The 26100-nt window shown below is 29.6% G+C and carries 19 protein-coding genes and 1 pseudogene; 14 read left to right on the top strand and 6 right to left on the bottom strand.

The window, feature by feature from the left end; all coding sequences use genetic code 11:
* Positions 1-2 precede the first annotated feature (2 nt).
* The 5 genes from Q0L44_RS05450 to Q0L44_RS05470 all read left to right on the top strand — a co-directional run bounded on the left by Q0L44_RS05450 (position 3) and on the right by Q0L44_RS05470 (position 9946).
* The gene (locus Q0L44_RS05450) at positions 3-710 is read left to right on the top strand and encodes a TIGR00730 family Rossman fold protein (protein WP_296636335.1); all 708 of its coding nucleotides are present in this window, start codon (positions 3-5) and stop codon (positions 708-710) included.
* Positions 711-713: 3 nt separating this feature from the next.
* Complete coding sequence (locus Q0L44_RS05455) at positions 714-1991, top strand: T9SS type A sorting domain-containing protein (protein WP_296636337.1); 1278 nt, start codon at positions 714-716, stop codon at positions 1989-1991.
* A gap of 115 nt (positions 1992-2106) precedes the next feature.
* Entirely contained in the window at positions 2107-4800 is a 2694-nt protein-coding gene (locus tag Q0L44_RS05460; protein WP_296636339.1) for an aminopeptidase, read from the top strand.
* A 146-nt stretch (positions 4801-4946) separates the two neighbouring features.
* A complete protein-coding gene (locus Q0L44_RS05465; RefSeq protein ID WP_296636342.1) occupies positions 4947-7400 on the top strand; it encodes a thiamine pyrophosphate-dependent enzyme in 2454 nt (817 codons plus the stop codon).
* Positions 7401-7522: 122 nt separating this feature from the next.
* Positions 7523-9946: a zinc-dependent metalloprotease gene (locus Q0L44_RS05470; protein ID WP_296636344.1), complete on the top strand. Its 2424-nt coding sequence runs from the start codon at positions 7523-7525 to the stop codon at positions 9944-9946.
* A 3-nt stretch (positions 9947-9949) separates the two neighbouring features.
* Here the strand turns inward: Q0L44_RS05470 and Q0L44_RS05475 are convergent.
* Positions 9950-11169: pseudogene (locus Q0L44_RS05475) on the bottom strand (DUF2851 family protein).
* A gap of 112 nt (positions 11170-11281) precedes the next feature.
* On the opposite strand from Q0L44_RS05475, the gene Q0L44_RS05480 reads away from it, so the two are divergent.
* From Q0L44_RS05480 to Q0L44_RS05520, 9 genes are all read left to right on the top strand, one after another.
* Complete coding sequence (locus Q0L44_RS05480; RefSeq protein WP_296636346.1) at positions 11282-11914, top strand: NAD(P)H-dependent oxidoreductase; 633 nt, start codon at positions 11282-11284, stop codon at positions 11912-11914.
* 85 nt (positions 11915-11999) lie between these two features.
* A complete protein-coding gene (locus tag Q0L44_RS05485) occupies positions 12000-13469 on the top strand; it encodes an aminoacyl-histidine dipeptidase (RefSeq protein WP_296636349.1) in 1470 nt (489 codons plus the stop codon).
* A 169-nt stretch (positions 13470-13638) separates the two neighbouring features.
* On the top strand, positions 13639-14403 hold the full coding sequence (locus Q0L44_RS05490) for an AAA family ATPase (protein ID WP_296636351.1): 765 nt from the start codon (positions 13639-13641) through the stop codon (positions 14401-14403).
* Between the two features lies 1 nt (position 14404).
* The gene (locus tag Q0L44_RS05495; RefSeq protein WP_296636354.1) at positions 14405-15289 is read left to right on the top strand and encodes a ParB/RepB/Spo0J family partition protein; all 885 of its coding nucleotides are present in this window, start codon (positions 14405-14407) and stop codon (positions 15287-15289) included.
* Positions 15290-15889 carry a DUF5683 domain-containing protein gene (locus Q0L44_RS05500; protein WP_296636356.1) on the top strand — a complete coding sequence of 200 codons (600 nt, stop codon included), beginning with the start codon at positions 15290-15292 and terminating at the stop codon, positions 15887-15889.
* Positions 15890-16591: a 4-hydroxy-tetrahydrodipicolinate reductase gene (gene dapB / locus Q0L44_RS05505; RefSeq protein WP_296636359.1), complete on the top strand. Its 702-nt coding sequence runs from the start codon at positions 15890-15892 to the stop codon at positions 16589-16591.
* Positions 16592-16671: 80 nt separating this feature from the next.
* Positions 16672-18372: a signal peptidase I gene (gene lepB, locus Q0L44_RS05510; RefSeq protein WP_296636361.1), complete on the top strand. Its 1701-nt coding sequence runs from the start codon at positions 16672-16674 to the stop codon at positions 18370-18372.
* A gap of 28 nt (positions 18373-18400) precedes the next feature.
* Positions 18401-18997: a WbqC family protein gene (locus Q0L44_RS05515; protein WP_296636365.1), complete on the top strand. Its 597-nt coding sequence runs from the start codon at positions 18401-18403 to the stop codon at positions 18995-18997.
* Positions 18998-19089: 92 nt separating this feature from the next.
* Positions 19090-19395, top strand: coding sequence for a DUF6122 family protein (locus Q0L44_RS05520; protein ID WP_296636368.1), 306 nt, complete (start codon positions 19090-19092; stop codon positions 19393-19395).
* Here Q0L44_RS05520 and Q0L44_RS05525 read toward each other — a convergent pair.
* The 5 genes from Q0L44_RS05525 to Q0L44_RS05545 are packed head-to-tail and all read right to left on the bottom strand — an operon-like array spanning position 19376 to position 26030.
* Positions 19376-20872, bottom strand: a complete 1497-nt coding sequence (locus Q0L44_RS05525) for an oligosaccharide flippase family protein (RefSeq protein ID WP_296636370.1) — start codon at positions 20870-20872, stop codon at positions 19376-19378. The genes Q0L44_RS05520 and Q0L44_RS05525 overlap by 20 nt on opposite strands.
* A 1-nt stretch (position 20873) precedes the next feature.
* A complete protein-coding gene (locus Q0L44_RS05530; protein ID WP_296636375.1) occupies positions 20874-22133 on the bottom strand; it encodes a glycosyltransferase family 4 protein in 1260 nt (419 codons plus the stop codon).
* A complete protein-coding gene (locus tag Q0L44_RS05535; protein ID WP_296636380.1) occupies positions 22130-23320 on the bottom strand; it encodes a glycosyltransferase family 4 protein in 1191 nt (396 codons plus the stop codon). Before Q0L44_RS05535 ends, Q0L44_RS05530 begins: the two co-directional genes overlap by 4 nt.
* Positions 23317-25737, bottom strand: coding sequence for a YfhO family protein (locus Q0L44_RS05540; protein ID WP_366085154.1), 2421 nt, complete (start codon positions 25735-25737; stop codon positions 23317-23319). Before Q0L44_RS05540 ends, Q0L44_RS05535 begins: the two co-directional genes overlap by 4 nt.
* Positions 25738-25775: 38 nt before the next feature.
* Positions 25776-26030 (bottom strand): DUF4834 family protein, encoded by a 255-nt coding sequence (locus Q0L44_RS05545; protein ID WP_296636383.1) that lies wholly within the window; start codon positions 26028-26030, stop codon positions 25776-25778.
* Positions 26031-26100: the final 70 nt, after the last annotated feature.

Consider the following 26100-nt stretch of genomic DNA (forward strand, 5'->3'; position numbering starts at 1 on the left):
TTATGACGAACGACGATAGAAAGATTAAAGAAAAATTTCAAACAAAAACCTGGAACGAAATTAAAACTAACGATTCGTGGGCCATTTTTAAAATCATGGCAGAATTTGTAGAGGGTTATGAACGTTTAAGTAAAATAGGACCTTGTGTATCTATTTTTGGATCTGCAAGAACAAAACCAGAGCATCCTTATTACAAATTGGCAGAGGAAATTGGTTTTCAATTAACACAAGCAGGTTTTGGCGTTATTACTGGTGGAGGACCAGGAATTATGGAGGCTGGTAACAAAGGAGCAAATAGAGGAAAAGGACTTTCTGTTGGTTTAAATATTGAATTACCTTTTGAACAACATGATAATCCTTGGATTGATACAGGTAAAAGTTTAGATTTCGATTACTTTTTTGTTCGTAAAGTAATGTTTGTAAAATACTCACAAGGATTTGTGGTTATGCCTGGAGGCTTTGGAACTTTAGATGAGCTTTTTGAAGCAATAACCTTAATTCAAACTAAGAAAATAGGACGATTCCCAATTGTATTGGTAGGCTCTAAATTTTGGGGAGGTTTATTAGACTGGATCAAAGACACCTTAATCACAGAAAAAAATATTGGCTTAGAAGATTTAAGCTTATTTAGAGTTGTAGATACTGCTGAAGAAGCTGTTGAACATTTTAATAAATTTTACGCGAAATACAAATTAAAACCTAACTTTTAGACTATGTTTCTAAAGAAACATTTCTTTGTTTTATTTATTTGTTTTGCCTCTTATTTAAATGCACAAACGAACATTAAAGCAATGTTTTACAACACTTTAAACTACAATTCGGACACTAAAAGTCAGGATAGAACATCATACCTAAAAACAATTTTAGATGATATTCAGCCAGATATTTTTATGATTTGTGAACTTAAAAATGAAATAGCATCTAACTACCTCTTTGAAAATGCTGTAGTTCCTTTTAACGCTAATTTTAGTAAGGCTGAATTTAAACCAAGTGAATCGCCTGCAACAAGTTTACTGCAAATGGTTTACTATAATTCTAATAAATTAGAATTGGAATATAATGAAGTTATTCCAACAGCTATAAGGGATATAAATCATTATACATTTATAGTAAAATCAGAAAATTCTAATGACGAAATTAACAGAATTGAAGTTTTTATCACACATCTAAAAGCATCTAGAGGTACTGATAATATGCAAAAAAGACTGGCTTCAGTAGAAAATTTCATAAGAGAACTAGAAAGATTACCAGAAGATAGTTTTGTGCTTTTTGCTGGTGATTTTAATTTTTACACTAGTAATGAACCTGGTTTTCAAAAAATTATTGATGAAAATAATTCCATTCAATTAATAGATCCAATTGATAGACTTTGTCCTGCCTTTCCTGAAAATGGTATTAATTATTTTAATGAAGATAATTACGATTCAACTTATTTTTGGAATAATGAGTCTTTTGCTGATGTACATTCTCAATCTGCTAGAAATGGACAGGTAAATGGAGACGGTTCTGGAGGAGGAATGGATGACAGATTCGATTTTATTATGATGTCGAAAAACTTTACAACTAGCTCTACTTTATCTTATAAAACAGGTAGTTATAAAACTGTGGGTAACAACAGTAACTGTTACAACTCTTTTGTAAGCAACTCAACATGTACAGGCGAATTCTCTCAAGAGTTAAGAAATGCGCTTTATTTTTTTAGCGATCATTTACCTATAACTATGGAAATGGAGTTTAAAGCTAGTGCATTAAATACAAAAAACAACAGCATCATAAATTTTGTAGACACAAACATTGCCAAAAATAGCATTGAGATAAATTTGTCAAAAAATGTAAATCAAATTTTAATTTATAATCAACTAGGTCAGAATGTATTTCATTTAAAAAATGTAATTTCGAATACTTTAAAAATTGATACAGAAAGCTTTGCAAAAGGGATTTATTACATTAAAGTAGACAATTATAAAATTGAAAAAATTATAAAGATTTAATTTGAAGCATTTTTTTAACCTCTTATTTACGATTCTATTTTATACAACGTGTTTTTCGCAAGAGAATGCTATAAAAATAAAAGCCACCTTAAATAGTCTTGAAAACATACTTTTAGTGCAACAAGAAATACTTTTTGTTAATGACTCAGATTCAATTCTCAAAAAAATCTATCTACACAATTGGGCAAATAGTTATAGAGACAGAAAAACACCTCTCTCTAAGCGATTCATTAAAGATTACAATAAAAACCTATATTTTGCCCCAGCACACAAACTTGGTGCAACTGAAATTAAAAATATTACTGTAAATTTTGAGAATACTGATTTTAAAGAAGTAAAAAATAAAGCTGACATTCTAGAAATTGGTTTAAAAAAACCTCTTTTCCAAAAACAAAGTTCTAAAATTAATATTACCTATAGTTTAAAAATTCCTAGTTCAGAATTTACAGGGTATGGAAAAACTGAGGATGGATATCATTTACGATTTTGGTATATAACCCCTGCAGTTTACAAAAATGGCTGGAAATTAATGAGTAATCTAAATATCGATGATTTGTATGAAAAAGCAACAGACTTTGATATAGAAATAGACATTCCAAAAAAATATGTGCTAGAAAGTACACTTTATCAATACAAAACAAAAAAAGACAGGACTGATTATTATTATTTAATAGGTAAACAGAAAACAGATGTTATTATAAGTATTCACGAGAAAAAAAAATATGAAACTTTCAAGACAGACGGAATTAATGTTTACACAGACCTTTTAGATAAAAATATAAATAAGAAAAAAGCATCACAAATTTTAGATAAACAACTTAAGTTTATTCAAAAATTTTTAGGAAGATATCCCTATAAAGAAATCCACATCGATAAGGTTACACAACGAAAAGATCCTGTACACGGGTTAAGCCAATTACCCGATTTCTTAAGTCCTTTTCCTGAACATTTTAAATGGGACTTTACAATGTTTAAAGCATTAAGCAAAAAATTTATTGAAAACACCTTGCTTTTTAACAAAAGAGATGATTACTGGTTCTTAGACGGCTTACACAACTATTTAATGTTAGAGTATATTGATCAAGTATATCCAAATACAAAACTCTTAGGTAGTTACGCCAACTACTGGTTTTTAAATACTTATAACTTATCAAAATTAGACTTTAATGATAAGTACCCATTAGTATATCAATTTAGTTCTCGTAAGTTTTTAGACCAAGCACTTACAACTCCAGCAGATTCGCTTTCTAATTTTAATAGAAAAATCGCAAACAGATACAAAGCAGGATTGGCTTTTAGATACCTTAAAGGCTATTTAGGAGACAGTATCTTAAACAATAGTATACAAGAATTTTATCAAAAAAATAATAATAAAATAATTGCTAGCTCTGACTTTCAAGAATTAATAAATTCTAAAACAAACAAACCATTGGACTGGTTTTTTAATGATTTTATAAAAACAAATAAAAAAATAGACCACACAATAAAACAAATAAAAACGAAAGGAGACAGTATTCATGTAACAATTAAAAATAAAAGAAACATGAATACCCCTGTGTTAATTTACGGTTTAAATAACCGAGAAATTAAATTTAAAAAATGGGTAAATAATATAAAAGATATAGATACTGTCACTATCCCAAATTACGGCATCAACAGAGTTGCTCTAAATTATGAAAATTTCTATCCAGAATTAAACACGTTTGACAATTGGAAAAGTTTAGAAAATAAAATTTTTAATAAACCATTAAAAATTAGCTTAGTAAAAGATGTTAATGACCCTTACTACAACCAAATATTTTACCAACCAAATGTTAATTATAATTTTTACAACGGTCTAATTTTAGGAGTAAAACTTCATAACAAAGCATTAATAAAACGAAACTTTGAATTTAAATTCGCACCCTCATATGCAACAAAGAGCAAGAGCTTAATAGGATCTTTTTCTAGCATATATAATCAATATTTTGAAAAAACAGACATTTACAAAATAATGTATGGCATATCTGGTGTAAACTTAGACTACGCTCCAAATTTAAGTTATAGGGCATTACTCCCTTTTGTGAATGTTGTTTTTAAAAGAAAGAGTTTAAGAGATGCAACCTCAGAATTTATTGGAGCCAAGTTAGTACACATTAACAAAGAGACTCCTGATGGACAATTAAGAACTAGCCAAGACAGTTATAGTGTATTTAGCTTACGATACAATTATATAAATCCAGATATCATCAAAGAATTTAGATATGATTTTGGACTAGAACTCGCAGCACAATTTTCTAAAATCTCTGCAGATATAAGATATAGGTCTTTGTCTACTTCAGATACACAATTAGATTTTAGAGTTTTTATTGGTGCTTTTTTGAAAAATAATTCTACAGGAAATTACTTTAGTTTTGGGTTAGACAGAGCTAATGATTATTTATTTCAACTAAATTATTTTGGAAGATCTGAAGCTACAGGAATTTTTAGCCAGCAATTTATTATCGCAGAAGGCGGATTTAAATCAGTTTTACCTGTAAGGTTTGCTAACCAATATATGATGGCTTTTAACTCTAGCTTTGGTATTTGGAAATGGATAGAATTTTATAATGATGTCGCTTTCTTAAAAAATAGAGACAATTCCCTTTATTTTGCATATAATAATGGCATACGGTTTAATTTTATTCATAACATATTAGAAGTATATTTCCCATTATATTCCAATAACGGCTGGGAAATTAGTCAAAATTCTTATCCTCAAAAAATAAGGTTTACGCTTTCTGCAAATGTAAATCAGATCTATAACTTATTTAGAAGAGGATTCCTATAAAATCAAACAAAAGAGGTTTAATTGTATAATTATCAACAAAACCTAGTTTTAATACTTGATTTTTAACATATCCTTAACCAATCTTGATATTTTTAAATATCAACTAAAAAAACTATCTTTGCAGCAGTAAAAAACTACAAATCCATATGTCAACAAAAACTGCGATACAGTCTGCTCAAGAAATTTCTTTTAGCGATTTTAAAAAGGAAGTATTACAAGATTATAAAATTGCAAAAATTAGCAGGGAATGTAGTTTATTAGGAAGAAGAGAAGTTTTAACAGGAAAAGCTAAATTTGGTATTTTTGGTGACGGAAAAGAAGTACCACAATTAGCAATGGCAAAGGCCTTTAAGAAAGGAGATTTTAGATCTGGTTACTACAGAGATCAAACTTTTATGATGGCAATTGGTGAGCTTACAGCTCAACAATTTTTTGCAGGCTTATATGCACATACAGATATTGAATCAGACCCTATGTCTGCAGGTAGACAAATGGGTGGTCATTTTGCTACACATAGTTTACAAGAAGATGGTAGTTGGAAAAATTTAACTCAACAATACAATTCTAGTTCAGATATTTCTCCTACAGCTGGTCAAATGCCTCGTTTATTAGGTTTGGCTCAAGCCTCTAAGGTTTACAGAAACGAAAAAAGTGTAGCTCATAAAACAGATTTTTCTAATAAAGGAAATGAAGTTGCTTGGGGTACTATTGGAAATGCAAGTACAAGTGAAGGTATATTTTTTGAAACTATAAATGCTGCTGGTGTTCTACAAGTGCCAATGGTTATGAATGTTTGGGATGATGAATACGGAATTTCTGTACACGCAAAACATCAAACTACAAAAGAAAGTATCTCAGAAATTTTAAAAGGATTTCAAAGAGATGAAAAAAATAAAGGATATGAACTCTTTGTAGTAAATGGCTGGGATTATGTTCAGTTGATGGATGTTTACCAAAAAGCAGCAAAAATAGCTAGAGAAGAACATGTACCAGTTTTAATTCATGTAAAAGAATTAACACAACCACAAGGACACTCTACTTCTGGGTCTCATGAACGTTATAAAGATCAAGCTCGTCTACAATGGGAAAAAGATTATGACTGTTTAACTAAAATGCGTGAATGGATTTTAGATTTTGAGTTAGAAACAGAAACAGGAGAAACGTTACGTTTTGTTGAAGGTGAAGAAGAATTGATTCTACTAGAAAAAGAAGCAAAAAAAGAAGTTACCAATGCAAAAAGAAATGCTTGGAACGCATTTTTAAACGAAATAAAATCAGAACTTTTAGAAGTTTCAGATATATTAAAAAAACTAGCATCAAAAAGCGTTAATGAAAACTTTATCAATAAATACATTAACGATTTAAATGCCATAACAGAGCCTACAAGAAAAGATGTTTTATCTGTTGCTAGAAAATGTTTATGGTATGTTAGAGACAAAAATATTGCAGGTAAAATTGAGTTACAAAACTTTATTAAAGATGCATTAACTCAAGCTCATGATAAATATTCATCTCACTTATTTAGCGAAACTAAAGAAAGCGCATTATGCGTTCTAGAAGAAGCGCCAACCTATGCTCAAGAACAAAACCTTGTGGATGCAAGAATTGTAATGAGAGATAATTTTGATGCTATATTAACTAAACATAAAGATGTTTTAATCTTTGGAGAAGATGCCGGTTTTATAGGCGATGTAAATCAAGGGTTAGAAGGTTTACAAGAAAAATTTGGTGATATCAGAATCTCAGATACAGGTATTAGAGAAGCTACAATTTTAGGACAAGGAATAGGTTTAGCTATGAGAGGTTTACGACCAATTGCAGAAATTCAGTATTTAGATTATCTTTTGTACGCTTTACAAATTATGAGTGATGATTTGGCTACTTTAAGATATAGGTCTTTTGGAAAACAAAAAGCTCCATTAATTATAAGAACAAGAGGTCACAGGTTAGAAGGTATTTGGCATGCAGGTTCACCTATGGGAGCTATTATAAACAGTTTAAGAGGAATACATGTATTAGTACCCAGAAACATGACTAAAGCAGCAGGTTTTTACAATACTTTATTAGAAGGTGATGATCCTGCCTTGGTTATTGAGTGTTTAAATGGTTATCGTTTAAAAGAAGAATTACCAACTAATTTAGGTGAATTTAAAACAAAAATTGGTATTGTAGAAACTATTAGAGAAGGTAAAGACATTACTGTGGTTTCGTATGGTTCTACTTTAAGAATTGTAGAAGATGCAGCTAAAGATTTAGCTCAAGTAGGTATAGATATCGAAATTATTGATGCTCAAAGTTTATTGCCTTTTGATTTAAATCACGATTGTGTAAAAAGCTTAGCCAAAACTAATAAACTATTAGTAGTAGATGAAGATGTGCCTGGAGGAGCTTCTGCTTATCTTTTACAAGAAATTTTAGAAACTCAAAATGGTTATCAATATTTAGATAGTAAACCATCAACTTTATCTGCAAAAGCACATAGACCTGCTTATGGTACAGATGGTGATTATTTTTCTAAACCATCTTCAGAAGATATTTTTGAGAAAGTTTATGCTATTATGCATGAGTTTAATCCACAAAAATTTAAGAGTTTATATTAAAAACAAAAACTATAAAAAATCCCAATCATCACTGATTGGGATTTTTTATTTTAACACATTCCATATCTCATTTCTTTGCAAATTTTCTTAATTTAGAAAACTTAAATTCAAACTAAACTTACATGAGAAAATTACTACTCTTTTCTTTGATTTTGGCGTTTAATTTTCAAACTGAAGTTATCGCTCAAAAAAAGGAATCAAGAAAAAAGCAAACTGAACAAGTTGCTCCAAAACCCAAAAAAAGTAAGAAACCAAAATATTCAGATTTTGTAAAATTGAATACTAAAACAGATGATGGTTTATTTAAAGTTCATTTAACTAATAATAAATACATGTACGAAATTCCAAAGGCTCATTTTGGAAAAGAAATGTTATTGGTTACCAGAATTAAAGATATTCCTGCTGGTTTAGGAGGCGGCTATGTAAATGCTGGTTCTAAAATCAATACCCAAGTTGTTGTTTGGGAAAAGTTTCAAAATAAGATTTTACTTAAAGTAAAATCTTATAATGCCATAGCAAATGATTCTTTACCTATTTACAAATCTGTTAAAGCAAACAATTTAGAACCAATTATTTATGCTTTTGATGTAAAAACACAAAATGAAGATTCAACATCAGTTTTGGTTGATGTTACTAAATTTTTCACGTCAGATATAAAAGCAATTTCAGCTTTACCTACCAGATATAGAAGAACATACAAAGTAAGAAGATTAGACGCTTCTAGAAGTTTTATCAATTCGATTAAAAGTTATCCAAACAATATTGAGGTTGTTCAAGATTTTACTTTTGATGCAGATGCTCCACCAAGTAATTCTAGAACAAATACCATCACAATTAGAGTAAATCAATCTATGATTGTTTTACCAGAAGATAAAATGATGCCAAGAATTTACGATAAAAGAGTTGGATACTTCTCGATTGGAAATGTAGATTACAGTTCTGAAGCATTAAAAGCAGATGCTAAAAGATATATTAGAAGATGGAGATTAGAACCAAAAGACGTTAATGCGTACAATCGTGGAGAATTAGTAGAGCCAATTAAACCCATTATATATTATTTAGATCCTGCTACACCAGATAAACTTAAAAAATACATTAAACAAGGTGTAGACGATTGGCAAAAGGTTTTTGAAACTGCTGGTTTTAAAAATGCAATTATGGCAAAATATGCTCCAACTAAAGAAGAAGATCCAGAGTTTAGTATGGAAGACGTACGTTATTCTTCTATTAGATATGTTGCAAGTACTACTAGAAATGCAACAGGACCAAGTGTTTCTGATCCTAGAACAGGTGAAATTCTAGAAAGTGATATTATTTGGTATCACAACCACTTACGTTCTTACAGAAATAGATATTTATTAGAAACAGGAGCCGCAAATCCTTCAGCTAGAACTTTAGACACACCTGCTGAAGAAATTGGTGAAATGATGCGAATGGTAATTTCTCACGAAATCGGCCATGCATTAGGGTTACCTCACAATATGGCTGCAAGTTATGCGTATCCTGTAGATTCTTTACGTTCTGGAAAATTCACTCAGAAAATGGGAATTGCTGCTACAATTATGGATTATGCACGTTATAATTACATTGCACAACCAGGAGATAAAAACATACGTTTTATTCGTCAACTAGGGCCTTATGACCATTATGCAATTAATTGGGGTTATCGTAAATTATCTTGGGCTAAAAACCCAGAAAGTGAGGTTTCTACTTTAGATAAATGGATTGAAGACAAAGCAGATAATCCTATTTACAGATTTGGAGGTCAGCGTTTTGACCCATCTGCACAAACAGAAGGCATTGGAAATGATCAAGTAAAAGCATCTACTTACGGAATGAAAAATTTAAAAATAGTTGCTACTAATTTATCTAATTGGACTTCTAAACAAACCAATAATTACGAAGACTTGTCAGAATTATATGGTGAGTTATTAGGAGTTTGGAGTAGATATGTAGGCCATGTTTCAGGAAATATTGGTGGTATTTACGAATTCAATAAAAAACCATCTCAAAAAGGCTCTGTTTATAAACCTGTAACCAAGCTAAAGCAAAAAGAAGCTATGAATTGGTTACAAGAAAATGCTTTTAAAACTCAAGAATGGTTATTAAATGGTAAAATCTTGGCAAATATTGATGAAAGTGGTTACACTAATAGAATGTTAAGTTTACAAAACAGACAGTTAAATGGTTTATTAAATAAAGTAAAATTAGAAAGAATGATAGATGCTTCTGTAATTGACCCATCTACGTATGAAGCTATTGACATGATTCGCGATTTAAGAAATGGAATTTTTCAAGAAGCTAACTATACAAGAAATGTAGATGTTTTTAGACGTAATTTGCAAAAGTCCTTTATTAATAGAATGAGCATGTTACTGAATTCTAAAAACGTTCAACATGCAGATATTAACTCTATTGTTAGAGGTGAGTTAGAATCACTAAATTTCCAATTAACAATTGCGAAGAATAGAAGAGTAAATAGAATGACAAAATATCATTACAGAGATTGTATTGCTAAAATTAAGGAAGCTTTAAATCCTAATTAAGCATTAATTTCTCAACAAATTATTACCTATTGCACAGTTTAAACATTTTTTTGCTGTGCAATAGTTGTTTTTAAGCTGCAACAAAGCCTGACTTTCCATTGCGTTTTTAGAAGAAATACCCAAATTTAAAAACTTAGAAATTATACCATTCTTTTCTGATGAAACTTCTTGAATCAAATTAAGAAAAGTATCTTCACTTAACTCCCCTCTGTTTTTTAAATAAACAAACTTTAAAGGAACAGTGGTGTTTATTAATAATAAATCAATAAAAGAATTTGTTAGTTTTTTGGGTGATTTTTTAGAAGTTGTTTCAAAAGTATAATGCTCTTTCCAGAAATCATCTAAACTAAAGGAGAATAGTTTATAGTAGTCTTTCTTCTTATCTAAATAAATTATTTTAGAAAATAAATTTTTATGCTGAGTAAACAATGCAGCCAATTGTGCAATTCTAATAGTAGGAAAGTTAGTTGGGTGCATTCTAAAAAACTGAAAACTATTATTAAGCTTTGGCTGTAGTTTAAACTTGTGTTTTAAATAAACAAACTCTCTTTTAAGATTTAAATAATATTCACTTTCTATTTCAAATTCTAAAAAACCTGCCATTCCAAAAAGCAGTGATGATAGCTTCGTTTGATCATCAGCTACTTTTCGAATTATCGAGAAGTCTATAGCTTTCGCCAAATCTAGAAAAACCTCGGCATTTATTTTTAGTCCGAAATTTTTAGCCTCTCTATGGTTAAAGATTTCTGATCTAATCGCTCAAAATACAAGCGTTCTTGCCAATTTTTAATTAAAAAAACATCAAGAGTGTGAATTTGATTTTCACAAGGAATCCAATTTCTTTTCGTAAATAAAAGATTTTTGTAATTATTAAGAATTGAATTTTTCACATAATCTTGTAGCACTAATGTTATTAAAGGCTCATTATTTTTAGTGTAAATGACAACATCATTTTCCCAAACTACATGTAAAATTACAGCGTCATAATTGGGATCTGTTTCATGTTCATGCAAATACCAATCTGATGCTTTTACATGCATTTCTATATTTCCAGCCCATAATTGACCATCAATATACAATTGAGCATTTAAAAAATCTGGCCCAGTATGTTTATTAAGTAAACCTGTTTTTTTGAGCTGTATCTTTTTACCTTCGGAAGTTTTTAGATTTAACGGAGAAAAAAGTTGGTATTGCCAAACATAATACAAAAATTCTTCTTTCATTAACTTTTTATTTCCAATGTACAAAAAATTTTATAAGCTTATAAGTTTTAATAATACACAAAAGAATTGGAATTGCATTTTAAGCTTTATTTTTGTGATCTAAATAAGAAAAATGAATACTATAGAAAGTTTACAATGGAGATATGCAGTTAAGAAGTTTAATCCAAAAAAAGATCTTGATGACTCTCAAATAAATATCCTTAAAGAAGCTTTTAATTTAACAGCAACATCTTACGGATTACAACCTATAACATTGTTGGTTATTAAAAACAAAATGCTTAGAGAAAAGTTGGTCACTCATTCTTATAATCAAACTCAAGTAATAGACGCCTCTCATTTATTGGTAATTTGTACACCGCAGGAATACCATACAGAAGAGGTTCATAAGTATTTTAACCTAGTTCAAAAAATAAGAAAAACTGAGGATAGCATCATTACCCCTTTCAAAAATTTTTTAACAGCTGAAATTGAAAAAAAATCACAGGAAGATCTGTTAAAATGGACTAAAAATCAGGCATACTTAGCATTAGGGAATCTACTAACTGTATGTGCTATTGAAAAAATTGATGCGTGCCCAATGGAAGGTTTTATTGCTGAAAAATATAATGAAGTTTTAGAGTTAAAAAATAAAAACCTTACGGCTGTTCTATCACTACCTGTAGGGTATAGAGCGAATGACGACTATATGAAAGATCTAAAAAAAGTTCGAAAAAACACAAATGATATTGTCTTAGAATTCAATTAAAAATATAGAACCTTCTTAACAAAGAAGGTTTTTTTTTGCCCTTTTAAAATCGTATTTTTGATGTATAAAACAGAATTGTTTTCTTATGAGTCAAGATATCAGAAATATAGCACCACAGAACGTTTGGAATCACTTTGCAGATTTAAATGCTGTACCTAGACCTTCTAAAAAAGAAGAAAAAGTTATACAGTTTATGGAAGATTTTGGTAAAAGCCTAAATCTAGATACTTCTGTAGATAAAGTTGGTAATATTATCATAAAAAAACCAGCTACTTCTGGAATGGAAGATAGAAAAGCTATTGTAATGCAAGGTCATGTAGATATGGTGCATCAAAAGAATGCTGATACTGATTTTGACTTTGAAAAAGAAGGCATTAATATGTTTGTTGATGGTGATTGGGTAAAAGCAAAAGGCACCACTTTAGGTGCAGATAATGGTTTAGGTGTTGCTGCAATTATGGCTGTGTTATCTTCTACAGACATTCAACACCCAGCAATAGAAGCACTTTTTACTATTGATGAGGAAACAGGCATGACAGGTGCAATGGGGTTAGAAGCAAATGTTTTAACTGGTGAAATACTGTTAAATTTAGATACTGAAGAAGATGATGAAATAGGCATTGGCTGTGCAGGTGGTGTTGATATAACTGCTACAGGTAGCTATTCTTCAGAGCCAATACCAGAAAACACTAAAGCGTTTAAAATTTCTGTAACTGGTTTAAATGGTGGTCATTCAGGTATGGATATTCATAAAGGTTTAGGTAATGCTAATAAAATTATGAATCGTTTAATGTTTGATGGTTATGAAAAATATGGTTTACGAATTTCTAGCTTAAATGGAGGTAGCTTAAGAAATGCTATTCCAAGAGAAAGTTTTGCAACTGTGGTTATAGGTAATGCATCAGAAAAATTATTCTTAGAAGAAAGTGCTATTTTAATTAATAAAATTAAAAATGAATTTGCTTCTTTAGAACAAAGCTTAACCATAGAAATTACAGAAACTGAAACACCCACAAACATTTTAGATATAGCCTCTCAAAATAAGTTTATTAAAGCAATTTATGCAGCTTTAAATGGTATGTATAGAATGAGCCCAGATGTTGAGGGTTTAGTAGAAACTTCTAATAATATTGCTAAAATAACAGTTGAAACTGGTGAAATTAAAATATTATGTCTTACGAGGTCTTCTTCAGAGAGTAATAAATGGGATTTAGCAAATTCAATAAGATCTGCTTTTGAATTGGCTGGTTTTACAGTAGATTTCTCAGGTTCTTATCCTGGTTGGTTACCAAATATGAACTCTTCTATTTTAAACGTTGTAGAGAGCACTTACATAAATTTGTTTAAAGAACAGCCTAATGTAGCTGCTTGTCATGCAGGATTGGAATGTGGAATTCTAGGGAAAAACTATCCAGAAATGGAAATGATTTCTTTTGGTCCAAATATTAAAGGAGCACATTCTCCAGATGAGAGAGCCCAAATTTCATCAACTCAAAAATTCTGGAAATTATTGCTTGAAGTTTTAAAAAACATTCCTAAAAACACTTCCTTTTAATTTATAAAAAAAAAAATAAAAAAAGAAATTAAATTGTTTAAAAAATATTTAAATATAGATTTAACAAACTAATTTACAAAGAAGTACTACTCTACATTATTGTTAACATCTTTCATTGAAATAAAACAGAAAAAAATGTAATTTTACTTTGAAGTAACAACATCTTTTCATGGGAAAAATAATAGCTATTGCAAATCAAAAAGGAGGTGTAGGTAAAACTACAACAAGCGTAAATCTTGCAGCTTCTTTAGGTGTTTTGGAAAAAAAAATTTTATTAATAGATGCTGACCCCCAAGCAAATGCTTCTTCTGGATTAGGGATTGAAGTGGAAAGTGTCGAATTTGGAACCTATCAGGTTCTAGAACACACCATTTCTGCAAAAGATGCTATTATTTCCACCAATTCTCCAAATGTAGATATTATCCCTGCGCATATAGATCTTGTTGCTGTTGAAATTGAATTAGTTGATAAGCAAGAAAGAGAATACATGCTTAAAAAATCATTAGAAAAAACTAAAGACAATTATGATTTTATAATTATTGATTGTGCCCCTTCTCTAGGATTAATTACTTTAAATTCTTTAGTAGCAGCAAACTCTGTTATCATCCCAATTCAATGCGAATACTTTGCTTTAGAGGGATTGGGAAAATTACTAAACACTATAAAAAGTGTTCAGAAAATTCATAATACAGATTTAGATATAGAAGGCTTACTTTTAACAATGTTTGATTCTCGCTTACGTCTATCTAACCAAGTTGTAGATGAAGTCCGTAAGCATTTTTCTAGTATGGTTTTTAATACAATTATTAGAAGAAACACTCGTTTAGGAGAAGCCCCAAGTTATGGAGAAAGTATTATTGCGTATGATGCTACTAGTAAAGGTGCTGTAAATTACTTAAATTTAGCACAAGAATTATTAAAAAAGAATTCATAACATGGCAAAAGCAACCAAAAAACAAGCTTTAGGAAGAGGATTATCTGCTTTGTTACAAGAAAGCCCTAATATAAACTCTGCATCAGATAAAAACGCAGATAAATTAGTGGGAAGTATTATTGAATTGGAATTAAGTTCTATTGAAGTAAACCCATACCAACCAAGGACTTATTTTGATGAAGAAGCTTTAAATGAACTTGCAAATTCAATTAAAGAACTTGGGGTTATTCAACCAATTACTGTAAGAAAACTAGATGGCAGTAAGTTTCAATTAGTTTCTGGTGAACGAAGATTTAGAGCCTCAAAATTAATTGGTAACACAACAATACCTGCCTATATAAGAATTGCGAATGACCAAGAAATGCTAGAAATGGCATTAGTAGAAAACATTCAGCGAAAAAATTTAGATCCTATAGAAGTAGCGCTTTCTTATCAACGCTTAATTGACGAAATTCAATTGACTCAAGAGGAATTGAGTACTAGAGTTGGTAAAAAACGCTCTACAGTAACCAATTACTTGAGACTTTTAAAATTAGATCCTATTTTACAAACAGGTATGAGAGATGGCTTTATTTCTATGGGACATGGACGTGCTATGATTAACATAGAGGATACAGAAGATCAACTAACAATTTATGAAAAAATTTTAGAACAAAAATTATCTGTAAGACAAACTGAAGAACTTGTAAAAGAGTTAAAAACAGGAACAATTGCTAAACCAAAAAAGAAAGTAATACCTGCTTTTATAAAAAACAATAAACAAACATTTAATGACTTTTTTGGTCATAAAATTGATATTAGTGTAAGTCCTAATGGAAAAGGGAAAATTAGTATTCCGTTTCATTCTGAAGAAGATTTTAATAGAATTAAAAAACTACTCGAGTAAGTGTTCCTTAAAAAATCTATACTTTTCGTTATAATTGCTTTTTTATCTCTGAGTTTATCTGCTCAGAAAGATTCAATTACAGATGTAAAAAAAATTCAAGATTTAAAGATTAAAGGTAAGATTAAAACCACACAAGGTATTTATAATCCTTTAGCACCCTCTAAAGCTGCCTTTTATTCAGCTATTTTTCCTGGATTAGGACAAATGTATAATAAAAAATACTGGAAGGCTCCTATTGTTTGGGGAGCATTGGCAATACCTATATATTATCATCAAATTAATAACTCTGATTATAGGAGGTTTAGAAATGCCTATCGGTTAAGAAAAAATGGGCTAGTTGATGAATTTACAGTAAATGGTATAGAAACGGTTTCTACACAAACTCTAGAAACTGCACAAAAACAATTAAGAGAAAATAGAGATTTATCATTATTATCAGGAGTCATAATTTATATACTACAAATAGTAGAAGCAAGTGTTAATGCACATTTAATGCAGTTTAATACTGATGATAACTTAACTTTAAAACCTACTTTAATTCAAGATCCAATCTCTTTTGATGCGCCTGCAGTAGGGTTAACAATTAAATACAACTTTTAGATGAAAATTGCACTTTTAGGATATGGAAGAATGGGAAAAGAAATTGAAAAAATTGCAATTTCTAGAGGTCATGAAATAGTAATTCGAAAGGAGGAAGCAACAAAAATCGATATTACTTTAGCTGATGTTGCTATTGATTTTAGTGTTCCTTCTTCTGCATTTGAAAATATTACCAACTGTTTTAAAAATGATGTTCCAGTAGTGTCTGGAACTACTGGTTGGTTAGAAAAATATGAAGAAGTGTTAAAAGTTTGTGAAACTAACAAAGGAGCTTTTATATACGCATCCAATTTTAGTTTAGGTGTCAATATTTTCTTTGAACTAAACAAACAGTTTGCCAAATTGATGAATAATATAGACAATTATTCTATTGCCATGGAAGAAACACACCATACTAAAAAATTAGATGCACCAAGTGGAACTGCGATTACTTTAGCAGAAGATATTATTGCTAAAACAGATAAAGAAAATTGGGCATTAGGTAAAAGTGATACAGCTTCTACAATACCTATTGTTGCCAAAAGAGTTCCAGATGTACCTGGCACTCACTCAGTTTGGTATCAGTCTGAAGTAGATAGTATAGAAATAAAACATACTGCTCATAATAGAAAAGGGTTTGCTTTGGGAGCTGTGGTAGCTGCAGAATGGTTACTTAATAAAACAGGAGTATTTACAATGAAAGATGTGTTAAACATCTCATAAATACTGTAACTTTTTTTATTATTTTGCGCCTTATAAAACATTAAAGATTCTTTTCTTCTTGAAAAAATAAAATATACGTTATGACATTTACACAATGGTTTCTATTTTTCTTAGTTGTACAATTAATTCATTTTTTAGGAACTTGGAAATTATATATTAAGGCTGGAAGAAAAGCTTGGGAAGCTGCAGTACCTGTTTACAATGCAGTTGTATTAATGAAGATTATTAATCGTCCAAAATGGTGGGTAGTACTTCTATTTATTCCTATTGTAAACCTATTAATGTTTCCTGTTATTTGGATAGAAACCATTAGGACTTTTGGATTTTACAGAAAAATAGATTCTTTATTTGCCACAGGAACACTTGGATTATATATATTTTATATTAATTATTTTACAGAAGCAACATTTAATTCTGATAGAAGTTTAAAACCTCGCTCTGAACTAGGAGAATGGATAAGTTCTATCACTTTCGCCATTATTGCAGCTACTTTGGTGCATACCTATTTTATGCAACCATTTACTATTCCTACGTCTTCATTAGAGAAATCTTTACTAGTTGGAGATTATTTATTTGTAAGTAAGTTTCATTACGGAGCCAGGGTTCCATCTACTGTAATTGCTGCTCCAATGGTTCATGACTCATTACCTCTTACAGGAACTAAATCGTATTTAAAAAGTCCACAATTGCCTTACACTAGGTTGCCAGGTTTACAAAAAATTAAAAATAATGATATTGTTTGTTTTAATTGGCCTGCAGATTCATTAGCCACTATGTGGGGAGATACCTCTGGTAGATTTACCTATAAACCTTTTGATAAAAAAACAAACTATGTAAAACGTTCTGTGGGAATTGCAGGAGATTCTTTAGAAATGAAGAACGGTTATATTTATATTAATGGCAAAAAAAACGAATTACCTTATAGAGCAAAACTTCAATTCTATTATACATTTGAGTGTAAAGAACCTATAAGTCAAAGCTCATTTCCAAAATTTTTATTAAACAAAGAAAGAACAGGTGTTTATAAAATTTTATCTGAATATTGGAATAATGAAAAAGTCCAAAATGCTATTAAAGAAAATGGAAGCCTTTCAAAAATTGGCGAAGATTCTTTATATACAGAAGTTGCTGGAGGTATAAATCCGCAATTTGCTCAACGTTTAAAAATGATTAGTGTTGAAAATAAAATCAACATTAATATGACAAATGAAGAAGTAGAACGTCTTAAAAAATATCCACTCACGATTTCTGTTAAAAAAGTAAATCATGGAGCTGATGATGCCATATTTCCTCACATAAAAGAATTAGGTTGGAGCCAAGATAATTTTGGACCTATTTACATTCCTAAAAAGGGTGCTACAGTTGAACTAAACTCAGAAACAATTCCTTTTTATGAGCAGATTATAAAAAATTATGAAGGAAACAATTTAATGGTAAATGGAAACGATATTTTTGTAAACGGACAGAAAGTAACTTCTTACACTTTTAAACAAGATTACTATTACTTAATTGGAGATAACAGACACAACTCATTAGATGCTAGATATTGGGGTTATGTACCTTTTGACCATGTACTAGGAAAACCTGTAATGATTTGGTTTAGTTGGGATGCAGATGCACCTTCATTCTCTGATAAATTAAAATCTATAAGATGGGATAGGATGTTTACTACTGTTCATGGTGAAGGAGAACCAGTTTCTTACAGATATATAGTATTTGCTTTAATTGCTCTTTATATTGGTTACAGTTTCTACAAAGGAAAGAAGAAAAAATCTGAATAATTATTTAGTTATAAACTTATAACAAAGAATGGCTTTATTCATACCAACCTACTTCTCACCTATTTCTCAGTATTCAGAAATGATAAATGCTAGTGAGATTGTATTTGAAATGGAAGATAATTTTCAGAAACAAAGCTATCGAAACAGATGTTACATTTACAATTCTAATGGCAAACAACTTTTAAGCATACCTGTAAAACACATATATAAAGAGGGTCGTAAAAAAACAAAAGATACTCTAGTAGAAAATAATTTTCCTTGGCAAGACCAACACTTTAAGTCCTTAAAATCTGCTTATAGAACTTCACCTTTCTTTGATTTTTTAGAAGAAGAAATAGCGCCAATTTTTAACAAGAGATATAAATATTTACAGGATGTAAATATTGATACTTTTTTATTTGTAAAAGATATTTTACAATTAGAAGAAAGCTTTACACAAACAAACTCTTACAAACATGAATTTGATTCTAAAGATTTTAGAATTCTAGCAGATAGAAAACACGAACCCCAAAAAAAAATTGACAAATACATACAGATGTTTGACGACAAACATGGTTTTATTCCTAATTTATCCATCTTAGATTTAATATTTATGGAAGGTCCAAATGCATTAAGTTACTTGTAATTTTCTGATTTTAATCCTTATTTAGAGAAAAGTATTGGTCATCAAAATAAAGACATTACACAAAAAGGGCATTCTTTTAATAAACTAAAAACATGATAAACTTTATCATTCACTATTCCCTACATTTCCTATTTCCCCTACTCATATGCTTTGTATTTTTTAAAACAAAATGGAAAACTGCTTACCTAGTTTTTCTGGCTTCTATGTTAGTAGATGCAGATCATTTATTAGCAAATCCAATCTTTGCTGAAAACAGATGTAGTATTAATTTTCATCCTTTACACACCTATTATGCAATTTGTATTTATTTTATAGGATTGTTTTTTAAAAAAACAAGACTACTAGCAATAGCACTACTGTTTCACATGCTAACTGACTTTATTGATTGCTATTTGTAAAGCGCTTATAAAGTCTTGTAAAATCATTAGAAATATTAAATTTAATAATAATATAAAAGTATAATAATCCAATTAATATGCTTTTTAAAGTAATATTAATAATTGGGTGAATTGGAAATTTAAATATGTAAATATCAGTAAGATTAAAATCCCAAAAGTTAAACCCTAAATACATTAAGGCTATTATTAGGAGCATTATCAATGATTTATTTGTAAAAGGAGTCATAGAAAATTTACTTTTTACAAACAAAATTTTACCTGTATTGGCTGCAAAAATGACTATTAATGTAGCTAAAGCCAAACCATCTGTACCCATTTCTAAATTGTAATAAAACAATCTGTTTAAAAAATATACAGACAAAGCCATACCAACACTAAATGGTAAAGTAATCCTATAATATTTAGAATTATTAATGATAGCTCCATTATTTCCTAAAAATCCATTATACATTTTAAGTAGCGAAATCATAAAAACAACTAATGCACCTCCTGAATATTCTTGTGGTAATAAATTGAATAATTGCTGCACATTAGTATTAATTAAAACAAAAAAGAAACCACTTATTAGTAGTAAATTTATAGAGCTCTTTTTATACAAAGAAGCAACCTCTGCGTGATTTTCTTCGTTTAATGTTTTAGAGGTTAAAGGTTGTAGAATATTTAACATTGCTCTACTTGGTGCCTCTATAAAAGATCCAATAAAAACAGCAACAGCGTAATAAGCTGCTTTTTCTAAAGATTCTTTACCTGGAATCATAAATTTATCTATATCTAGAATTATAGCTCCTGCACTACCTGCAAGAATAATATAGATAGAATAACGCATTATTTCATTAAAGTTCTCAGGTCTAGAAAAAGTAAATTTTGGAAAATATAGCCTAAAAGCATAAAACATCATTACAAACATTCTTAGAAAATAAGCCCCTGTTAAGTAATATATAAATTCTGCCTTTGTAATAAAATCAAAATAAACTGCAAAAAGTAACATCATTACTACAACTCTATTCCATAATTCTTTTAAAATATTACCAAAAACTGACTGAAATTGCACTTTTGCCCAAGCATAAAAAACCTCAAAGTAAGCACATGTAAACGCTATAAGATAAATAACAAACGTATAATCTTTTATAATAAGGTTTTCTTCAGACAAATAATTACTAATTTGTCCGTAAAAAACATTACCTAAAAACCCAATTGGTAATGCAACCAAAAGAGGCAGGAAAAGAATTGAAGATAAAAACTTATCTTTCTCTACCTTTTTGTAATAACTAGAGAAAAACTTAACAATAGTATGATGAATACCTAAAGCTATTAAAGGCATTAATAAATTTGATGAAGACAGTAGAAAAGTAACCAAACCATAGTATTCCTCCTCTAAAAAACGAGTGTATAAGAACAATGTATTTATTCCTCCAAAGGCAAAACCTAAATAGATAAATAGGGTATTCTTAAATGATTGTTTTAAAACTATTCCCATTTTATAGAGATTTTATAACTGCAGCTAATTGTTCTGTTAACTGTTTTCTATGATACTGATCTATATTTTTTGAGGTTACTTCTAAGCCATTACCTTTAAAATCTTCGTACATCTTCAAGATCTTTGTTTTAAGACCAGTTTTATCGTTATAATCAATAACGTCACCAGCTTCTGTATTTTGTAAAATTTCTGACAAATCACTTTCTTTAGGCCCAATTGCTAAAATAGGTCTTTTTGTAGTTAAGTACTCAAAAAGTTTACCTGTTAAAATTCCTTCAGCATTTTCTACATTAGGGATTAATAATAATAATACTTGAGACTTTTTCTGGAATTCAATGGCTTTTTGGTGAGAAACATAACCAACAAAATTTGAATTATTAGTTAATTGATTTATTTCAATCTCTTTTAGAACTTCATCAGAAATATCACCAATAAAATTTAATTCTAAATCTCGTTGAAAACTTTCATTTTCTAGACAAACATCCTTTAAAACATCAAATAAAATTTTTGGATTACTTTGTTTTGGCAATAGACCAATATATGAAATAGAAAATTTAGCATCTAGCTTAACATTAAAATCTTGAAAAACTTCATCATCAAAACCATTTGTAATGACCTCTACTCTATTAGCGTTTTTGCTAAACTCTTTTTTCAAAGAGTTACTTACAGTTAATACACAATCAGCGTTGTTTAACACTGATTCTTCTAGTTTTAAGTTTTTCTTTCTGGTAAAATCTAGCTGTTTAAACTGTTTGTTGTAATATAGAGTTGACCATGGGTCTCTAAAATCTGCTAGCCACTTTATATTAGTTTGTTTCTGCAATTGCTGTGCAATTAAATGCATGCTATGTGGTGGTCCTGTTGAAATAACTGCATTAATTTTATGTGTATTTAAATAATTTTTTAAAAAATTAACTGAAGAAGTTACCCAAAACACTTTTGGATCTGGAATAAAAAAATTACCTCTAATAAATGATAATAATTTACTATTTGTATTGTTAGAAACACCTTTCTTCTGTTGTTGCTTTTTCTTCCAAAAAAGAATATTAGTTGGCTCCCAAATTGGTTGCTTTAAAATAGTGATATTGTTAGGAACCTGGCTTTCTAATGAAACATCACATTTAGGATAGTTTGCATCATCTACTGTGTAAACAATTGGCTCAATACCAAAATCTTGTAAATATTTTACAAATTTTAACCAACGTTGAACGCCAGAACCACCTGCAGGTGGCCAATAATATGTAATTATTACTACTTTCAAACCTGAAGGTTATTATAAAAGTTTAAGAGTTTTTGAGAGGTAATTTCCCACGAAAATTCATTTTTTATAAAATCTTCACCATTCTTACCTAATTTTTCTCTTAACCCTTTGTCCTTATAAAGCTGTATTACTTTTAAGGAAAAATCTACAGAATCTTTCTCATTATGTACTAAACCAGAATGCTTTTTAGTTACTAGTTTTTTTTGTGCTATTGCGTTACTTACTAATAATGGTTTTGCAAAACTCATGTATTGAAAAATCTTATTTGCATAAGCGACATCATGTTGTAAGTTTCTGTGTAAAGGAGAAATACAAACATCACTCGCTTTAATATAGGATTGAAAGAGGGTTACATCTTTCCAACCCTCAAAATCTACAAATTTTTCAATTTTCAAATCTTTAACCTCTTGTTTTAAAATTGAATCAGTAGTATTCTTACCAACAATTACTAATTTTATATTTGGAATCTCTTTTCTAAGTTTAGGTATTGCAGCAATGGCTGTTTGTAGACCTCTTCTTAAGTGTGTATCTCCTAAATATAATAATACAAAATGTTTTTTATACTTAACTAATATGCTTTTGTCAATTGTGAAATTTTTATAAAAAGAAGTTCTAATTGTATTAGGTACTAAAACAAATTTACTTTTTTGAGATGGTAATCGCGTTTTAAGAGTTTTTATAAATTCTGGAGAAACTGTTATCACCTTATCTGCCTTAAAAATAAACTCTTCTTCTTTATTTTTCCATTTTTTTGGAGAAATAAGGTACTTTCCTGGAAATTTCTGTAAGTGAGGATACAGCTTCATAACTTCAGGAAGATTGTCATGTAAATCTAATACAATTGGTAATGTCGTTTGCTTGTTTGCCTTAAAAACAGCCTCCGCAACTCTAATATCATGAATATGTAAAACTTGTACTTTAGTTTCTTTTATAAATTTTCGCACTTTCTGTTGCATTAAAAAAGTATAAATAGGAATCGTATATGCTAAAGCAGATAATTTATACTCAAACTTATTAGAAGAATAACGTTTTACATTTATTCCATTTATAAGTTCGTTTTTCTGTTCTTTAGAATATGATAAGCAAAACAGGAAGACGTCGTGTCCGTTTTGGACTAAAGAAACTGCTTCATTCTCTACTCTTGGGTCTGGAGGAAAACTAGCATCGAGAACCATTCCTATTCTCATGCTTTATCTTGATTTTTCTTCTTATTATATAAAATACATCCTAAAGAAATAATAAATAAAAATGCGTAAGAACTTAAAGATAAAAAACTTCCTTTTTGAATAACTTTGGGCTCAAATTTAAATACAATTTCATGATTTCCTTCAGGTACTCTCATTCCTCTTAAAACATAATTCACTCTATAATGTGGCGTCAATTCTCCGTCAACATAAGCATTCCAACCATCTTTATAATATATTTCAGAAAAAACAGCAAATTGCTCTGTTTTAGCATTTGAAGTATATTTTAATTCTGTAACACCATACTTATCTAAAGAGATACTTGCTGTAGTATCTTTCTGAAAATTGAAAGTACTATTCTCTAAAAGCTTGCTTTTATCTATAACTGCACTTAATTGTGTACTAAGTGAATCTAACGTTTTCATTTCTTGGTCTGCAGAAGTCACTAATAGTACATTTTGTACAAACCAAGCATTACCATATGCATCTGGATTTAATTGTGCTTGTGGTTGATTATTTTGATCTGCAATAATAAAATATTTAGTGTTTAACATATTTAAAACACGCATATTGTTCTTTGCTATTTGATAATCAAACAACTCTTTATACCTACCCATTTTTGCAGCATGATAACCTCCTATTGATTGATGAAAATAAGAAGTAGAACCGTCTTGCATAGGATCTACTGTAAAATTTGCTACTCTATAATGAGATTCGTCTTTTAATATTTGTTTAGATGCATTTGACGCTATAAATGGTTTTTCGACTTTTCTCGAAGATCTAAAATCAGATTCATTCACATAACGTTTATCTATAGAAAGTAAATCGATAAGAATAAATATAACCAATGCTATAATTGCATATTGCTTCTTTAATTTTTCTTTTAATGTAAACCATAAAATGCCTGCTGCTAGAATCACGAGACCTATAGACCTAAGAGAATCCATTAATAAAATCGATTTCCTATCTGCAATAACTGCATCTAATAAACCTGGCAGATCATTATAACTTGCATCCCTTAGTCCTTCGAAAGTTGCAAAGCTCTGAGCTAATAAATACCCAAAAACAATTAATCCTGAAAAGGTGAAAAATGCATTTTTTAATGCTTCCTTTTTCTTTTTATTAGAAATTCCTGGTGAGAAAAATTCTTTTAACGCTAATACTCCTAATATTGGAACACAAAGTTCTGCTATAATTTGTATTGATGAAACTGCCCTGAATTTATTATATAAAGGAACATAATCGATAAAAATATTCGTTAAAATCTCAAAATTTCTACCCCAACTTAATAAAATAGAGAATACTGTGGCTGCTACTAACCATTGTTTTAATTTTCCTTTTACTAAAAAAATACCAAGAAAAAATAAGAAAAATATTACAGCTCCTATATATGCAGGTGCTTCAATAATTGGCTGATCTCCCCAATAAGTAAGTACTTGTTTAGAGTAATCATTAGCAACTTTTTTTCCAGCAGTTTTAGCTATTAACTTATAAAACTCAGAATCATCACCCAATTCTTCAACGGTTCCTCCACCCATAAATCTAGGAACAAATAGGTTGAATGTTTCTAGCTTAGCATAACTATATTGAGTAATATAGCTTTTATCTAAACCTTGTGTTTCTTGTTTTTTAGAACCATCTGCATTAATGGTTAATTCAGATTTTCCTCTAGTACTGAAATCTGTATATTCTTTCATAGCCATTAATCTTGGTGCATTTGCTCCAATTCCTAAAATAACAGCGGCTATAATTACTATAGCTTGTTTTATAAAACGAGATAATTCACCTTCTTTTATGGCATGAACCAATTCTACAATTCCCAGTATTAACAAACAGAAACCTAAGTAATATGTCATTTGTATGTGGTTTGCATAAATCTCTAATGCCATAGCTAAACCAGTTAGAATGAAACCTAACACAAACTTTTTTCGAAAAACCAATAAAACCCCAGCAACTACTAATGGCATATAAGCTATAGCATGTGCTTTGGAATTATGACCCGGTATAAAAATAATTATCAAATAGGTAGAGAAGCCAAAGGATAAAGCTCCTAAAATTGCCAATCTCCATTTAACTTTTAATGCCAACATTAGCACGAAAAAACTTAAAAAATACAAAAATGTATAATCTGCAGGTCTTGGTAAAAAACGGAATACTTTATCTATAGTTCTTACAAAATCATAAGGGTAATAGGCGCTTATTTGGTAAGCTGGCATTCCACTAAATGAAGCACCTGTCCAATAAGGTTCTGCGTCATTATTAGCTCTATAATCCTTAATTTCTTTAGCCATGCCTATAAACTGAGTAATATCTGACTGAGCTAATTTTTGACCCTTTAAAACAGGATGGAAATAAAGTAAAGATGCAATAACAAAAAGAAGAAATGCAACTGTATATGGTAAAATCTTTTTTAGTTTCAAACTTAAAATTTAAAATGGTGATAATTCTTCAAAAAACATTAATCAATCTCCTCAAAATCGATATACTCTCCAACGTTTTTCTTACTCTGAGCCTCTTTTCTTGGTGCTTTATCTATAATTGTTTCCCCTTCTTTAACAGTACTTTTGGCTTGTTGTTTACCAAATTGCTCTGCTGCTTTTTGCTGCATAGTGCTAGCTACTTTATTCAATAAAAAAGGAGCGAAAAGTTTCGCTACAAATTTGAATGCATAGTAAAATAAAACTATAAAGAAGATCGTTTTTAACAAACCCATTTAAAATACATATTTAATTAATATCAAAAGTAACAATTTGGCAACAATTGATACGTTAACAAAGTACAAA

The sequence above is a fragment of the Polaribacter sp. genome, from assembly GCF_024639685.1.
Taxonomy (GTDB): domain Bacteria; phylum Bacteroidota; class Bacteroidia; order Flavobacteriales; family Flavobacteriaceae; genus Polaribacter.